The following is a 4,617-nucleotide window of genomic DNA, read 5'->3' on the forward strand; positions in this document are numbered from 1 at the left end:
GACTAACTATGACAAACGCATAGTACCCTATCTTTTAGGAACTGAAGTTGAAATAATAAGGGAAAATATTAACTTTATAAAAGTTGTTAATATTTCTGAATGTGGAGTAGGAATGTCAATTAGTACAAATCTAACAATTGCAGATAAAAATTGGATTAAACAATCCAATCTAACTAAAACCTTGGCAATTGGAGGAATAGAGCTATGTGGATATACACTGTTGCAGTACCAAGCATCCTCTGAAGAGGCTGAGTCTATGATAGATGACTTAAAAGAATTATTACTTACAGGCCAATTGCACGCTCAAAACCCTCAGGTTTTCTCAAGTGTTGTAAAGCAAGTTGTCTTAGATAAAATTCAAGAGCTGATTCAAAAATTGAAGAAATACAAAGTTGTCACTATTCAATCTTGCTCATGTTAGTAATAAATGCATGAGGGCTATTCTTATTCCAATCACTTTCACATAAGATAAGCAGCTAATTTTCAGGCAAGATTATCTAATTTAACACAACCTCAGCCTCAATTCTATTTCCCCAACCTCCATAACTTCCAACAGTGCCTGCATAATCCAATAGTTCAGCTTCTGAATATGGACAACCATCATAAATTTCAATTCCCATTTCCACTAGTTCCCATTCATCTTCTATAAAATGCCAGTTAAATTCATGGGTATCATTAAAATTATAACCTCCACTTCCTGCTGTTATCTTACCTAAGGGAAACAATGTCCTCTCCTCTGCAGGCAATGCTAACTGATCCAGACATTGTTGTATAACACCTGGGTCAGCTGTACTCGCTATAAAACTCTCATTTCGCCAGTCGTCTGTATGATCACAGGCTCTAAACTTAAAATACCTAAGGTCACTATCTAAATCCTGCTTAGGCTCATCATCCTCGGAACAACTAGCCAATACAACCATCAAACTCACTACCAAAACCCAAAATTTTCTCATTCTTTTTTAATTTTTCATTTGTTCACTTCTAATGACACGGACTCTTTAATATAGGTTGGAAGCTGATATCATTTTGAGCGATGTTTTTTCACTCCACATCAAACCTTAGGTGATTTTGTTTGTTACTTAAACAATGAAAATATACAACCTAACGGCAAAGCAGTTTTTACCGATAAGCATTGAAGAGGCTTGGGAATTTTTCTCTTCACCTAAAAACTTAAAGGACATCACACCTTCTCACATGAAGTTCGATATCCGCTACATTTCAGGTGGTGATAAGATGTATCCCGGTCAGGTGATAACCTACAAGCTACAACCAGTGCCGGGCATTCCTGTTTCATGGACTACTGAGATTACCCATGTAAACCAGCCACATTATTTTGTGGATGAGCAACGCTTTGGGCCTTATGCACTTTGGCATCATCAACATAGATTTAAAGCTGTTGAGGGTGGTGTAGAAATGGAAGATGAGGTGAATTATGCCATTCCACTAGGTATATTAGGAAGACTGGCCAACTGGCTCTTTGTTGGAAAAAAGGTAAAAGGTATCTTTGATCATAGGTTTAGTGTGTTAGAAGCTAGATTTGGAAAATAAATGGACTTAATAACTATAATCCTTTGTGCATTAATAACAATCGGCACTTTCTTATTTATGGAAGGTGTGGCATGGTTTACTCACAAATACATCATGCATGGGTTCTTATGGACCTGGCACAAGTCGCACCATAAGGTTCATGATCATGCTTTAGAGCGTAACGACCTTTTCGCTTTGGTGTTTAGTGTACCAAGTATCGGACTTTTGTACTACTCAACCATAGTTACCAATCAACCCTACCTTACGGCAATGGGTATTGGCATCTTTTTATATGGCCTTTTCTATTTCATTTTTCATGATGTTATAGTGCATCAGCGCATCAAATGGCGACCAAAAAGCAGAAGTCATTATCTAAACAGGATGATCAATGCCCATTACATTCACCATGTAAAAAGAAGCAAGGAAGACGGGCAGGCTTTTGGTTTTCTATATGCACCCAAGAAATTTGAAAAGACAGATATTAAAGAGGTCAAGTAAGTGAATTGGCTTTACCTCATTCTTGATATTGGTGCCATATCAGTACCATTTATAGCCAGCTTCTACCCAAAAGCCCGATTTGCAGATACCTGGAAAAGCTTACTTCCGGCCATTGCTATCCCCGGAGCATTTTTCATCATTTGGGACATCTACTTCACCAAATGGGGTGTTTGGGGTTTTAACAAGGCTTATTTATTGGGTTTTGACATTTTCGGGCTGCCTATTGAAGAATGGTTATTCTTTATTTGCATTCCCTATGCCTGTGTCTTCACCTATTTTGCCCTGGGTGTGCTTGTTAAAAAAGATTACTTCGCAGGAGCTGAAAAGTACATTTCATGGACACTCATTATAGGTGGAGCCGTGCTTGGCGTACTTCATTTAGATCAATGGTATACTGCTTCAACATTTCTACTGCTCTCTGCTTTCATTTTATATCTCAAAGTGTTCACCAAGTCCACCTTTCTTTCAAGATTCTATTTCACCTACATTTTTATCTTAGCGCCTTTCTTTATTATTAACGGCATACTTACAGGCAGTGGCATTGAAGATCAGGTAGTGTGGTATAACAATGCAGAAAACCTTGGTATCAGAATGGGCACCATCCCATTTGAAGATACTTTTTATGGCATGCTCCTTTTAATGATGAATGTGGCAATATACGACAGCCTTTCGACTAAAAAGTGATGAAGCAATACACTCCTTACTTCCCCATTGTCGGTATGGCACTTTATCTGATTGTCTTTGCCTACACAACTACGTTATATCCTGGAGGATCGATTAACGAACCATTGGCTTCTTCACACAGCTACTTTCATAATTTTCTCTGCGATTTGATGAACCCGACTGCAGCTCATGGGGTCATCAATCCGGCCAGGCCTTTGGCTATTGTGGCTCATCTCATATTGAGCTTCACCATGATTTCATTCTTCTACATCTTACCGGAAATTTTTGATACTGAAAACAGAAACACCAAACTCATGAGAGGATTTGGCATGTTTACCATGACGGTATTCATCTTAATGTACACCTCCTATCATGACTTAATAGTAACCCTCACAGGAGCATTTGGCACTGTAGCGCTGGTACCCTTCTTTATAGAATTATACAAATACCAAGGCAAACGACTGAAGCAACTGGCCTATGCTTGCTATGCTATGAGTATTATAGTTTTTATAAGCTTTCAAACCAAAATAGGTTTTTACTACCTGCCTTTTTTACAAAAAATCACCTTTGTATTAGATGCCATTTGGGTTATTTGGGTAAGTTTAATCGTCTTGAAAAAACACAAAGACCAAAAACAACTTGCTGCTACGGCAGTGTAAGAACTAAATGATAAAAATACTGATCAATATTGGCGTAGCCTTTCTATTGCTGTTTTGGCCTATGGTGCTTTTCACTTCAGTGATGATGTTTGATGCACCAGGCTCGACAGAAAACCTCTCAACCATTATTACAGTAATATTAGTGGTTGCTTATCCTATTTACATTTTCAGTATTTATCATTTTCTGAATGCTAAGTTCTTTGGCCTCTCTGCCTTATTGTGTTTGAAGATAGTATCGGTGATAGTTCTGCTAGCCATGTCTGTTTTTGGGTATTTTGGATTACTTTGGGAGGTGATTGTTAAGTGAATTAGCAATATTTAAATCACGAAAAAATATATTAATAATTACAAAAATTAATATATTTTCGTGCTTTCAGTAAAATAGATGTACAAAATGAAACAGATTTTCTTGCTTTTAATAATCTCGATTTCGATATATTCTTGTGCTGCAAATAAGACTGTATCAAAAGATAAAGCTAACAGCCAAAGAATTATTGGTTATTGGGGCGAGACTAATGGATCTACGTACAGCGTTGCGGCTTTTTTAAATGACGGGTACTATGAGGCATGGATATATGATAGCAATAAAAAGGAAGAAGTTCTTTTTACTATTACTGGGAAATGGTGGATTAAAAATGATTCCTTGTTTAATCAAGTGACTGAAATCAATCCCACTTTTCCGGGCATCAGTACTGGAGATATGGCCGTAGATCAGATTGTAAAAATTTCAAAGCTTGAGATGATTTTGATCGATGAAGAAGGTAAGAGTTACAAAAGTTCACGAGTAGACAATCCCTACTAATAATCCAGTAATTCCAGATCTGCAATCTAAAATCTTAAACAACTCAGTCCTGCCATACTTTTACTACTAAGTAAGTCATCCCACCAGGGATCTTTGCCATATATATAAGTGATCTGCGTTGTGGAAAAGACACCTCCGTTGTACTTCGGTATGACTTATATTGTGGAAAATTCACTTCATTGTTGCTATTCCAGATTTGCAAACCGGAATCTTAAACTCTACGAGGCTGCCATGCTGTTACCCATAAGCAAGTCATCCCGCCAGGGATCTTTGCATATATATAAGTGATCTGCGCTGTGGAAAAGATACCTCCACTGCGTTACGGTATGACTTATTCTATGAAAATCTTCTCTCAGCCTTTGTTGGTCTTGTGACCAACAAATAGATACTAACACCAGCAGGGACTTAATCCATAAAATTAGTTTTTCATAAAAAATAATAAATACTTGAGGTATTAGCAGCAATTCA

At 37.4% G+C, this 4,617-nt stretch carries 9 protein-coding genes; 7 read left to right on the forward strand and 2 right to left on the reverse strand.

The window, feature by feature from the left end:
* Nucleotides 1-421 (forward strand): hypothetical protein (locus E1140_RS21305; protein WP_185153367.1); only part of this gene is annotated, 421 nt, incomplete at its 5' end.
* A 76-nt stretch (nucleotides 422-497) separates the two neighbouring features.
* On the opposite strand, the gene E1140_RS01705 is transcribed toward E1140_RS21305, so the two are convergent.
* Nucleotides 498-953, reverse strand: a complete 456-nt coding sequence (locus E1140_RS01705; protein WP_155178389.1) for a BP74-related protein — start codon at nucleotides 951-953, stop codon at nucleotides 498-500.
* Nucleotides 954-1,086: 133 nt separating this feature from the next.
* Here E1140_RS01705 and E1140_RS01710 point away from each other — a divergent pair, with 133 nt between their 5' ends.
* From E1140_RS01710 to E1140_RS01735, 6 genes are all read left to right on the forward strand, one after another.
* Nucleotides 1,087-1,548: an SRPBCC family protein gene (locus E1140_RS01710; protein WP_155178391.1), complete on the forward strand. Its 462-nt coding sequence runs from the start codon at nucleotides 1,087-1,089 to the stop codon at nucleotides 1,546-1,548.
* Nucleotides 1,549-2,025 (forward strand): sterol desaturase family protein, encoded by a 477-nt coding sequence (locus E1140_RS01715; protein ID WP_246202689.1) that lies wholly within the window; start codon nucleotides 1,549-1,551, stop codon nucleotides 2,023-2,025.
* The gene (locus tag E1140_RS21985) at nucleotides 2,026-2,709 is read left to right on the forward strand and encodes a lycopene cyclase domain-containing protein (RefSeq protein WP_185153368.1); all 684 of its coding nucleotides are present in this window, start codon (nucleotides 2,026-2,028) and stop codon (nucleotides 2,707-2,709) included.
* Nucleotides 2,709-3,347, forward strand: a complete 639-nt coding sequence (locus E1140_RS01725; RefSeq protein WP_155178392.1) for a hypothetical protein — start codon at nucleotides 2,709-2,711, stop codon at nucleotides 3,345-3,347. Before E1140_RS21985 ends, E1140_RS01725 begins: the two co-directional genes overlap by 1 nt.
* A gap of 7 nt (nucleotides 3,348-3,354) precedes the next feature.
* Nucleotides 3,355-3,654, forward strand: coding sequence for a hypothetical protein (locus E1140_RS01730; protein ID WP_155178394.1), 300 nt, complete (start codon nucleotides 3,355-3,357; stop codon nucleotides 3,652-3,654).
* Nucleotides 3,655-3,741: 87 nt separating this feature from the next.
* Entirely contained in the window at nucleotides 3,742-4,149 is a 408-nt protein-coding gene (locus E1140_RS01735; protein WP_155178396.1) for a hypothetical protein, read from the forward strand.
* Between the two features lie 218 nt (nucleotides 4,150-4,367).
* On the opposite strand, the gene E1140_RS21625 is transcribed toward E1140_RS01735, so the two are convergent.
* Nucleotides 4,368-4,617: hypothetical protein (locus tag E1140_RS21625; RefSeq protein WP_221412606.1), on the reverse strand; the 250-nt coding region annotated here is incomplete at its 5' end.

Origin of the sequence: Fulvivirga lutimaris, assembly GCF_009711525.1 — a bacterium.
Lineage (GTDB): Bacteria > Bacteroidota > Bacteroidia > Cytophagales > Cyclobacteriaceae > Fulvivirga > Fulvivirga lutimaris.

Excerpts from the sequence above, each read along its gene's own strand:
- E1140_RS01730 (WP_155178394.1), top strand. The coding sequence starts at position 3,355 with ATGATAAAAATACTGATCAATATTGGCGTAGCCTTTCTATTGCTGTTT.
- E1140_RS01715 (WP_246202689.1), top strand. The coding sequence starts at position 1,549 with ATGGACTTAATAACTATAATCCTTTGTGCATTAATAACAATCGGCACT.
- E1140_RS01710 (WP_155178391.1), top strand. The coding sequence starts at position 1,087 with ATGAAAATATACAACCTAACGGCAAAGCAGTTTTTACCGATAAGCATT.
- E1140_RS01735 (WP_155178396.1), top strand. The coding sequence starts at position 3,742 with ATGAAACAGATTTTCTTGCTTTTAATAATCTCGATTTCGATATATTCT.
- E1140_RS01725 (WP_155178392.1), top strand. The coding sequence starts at position 2,709 with ATGAAGCAATACACTCCTTACTTCCCCATTGTCGGTATGGCACTTTAT.
- E1140_RS01705 (WP_155178389.1), bottom strand. The coding sequence starts at position 953 with ATGAGAAAATTTTGGGTTTTGGTAGTGAGTTTGATGGTTGTATTGGCT.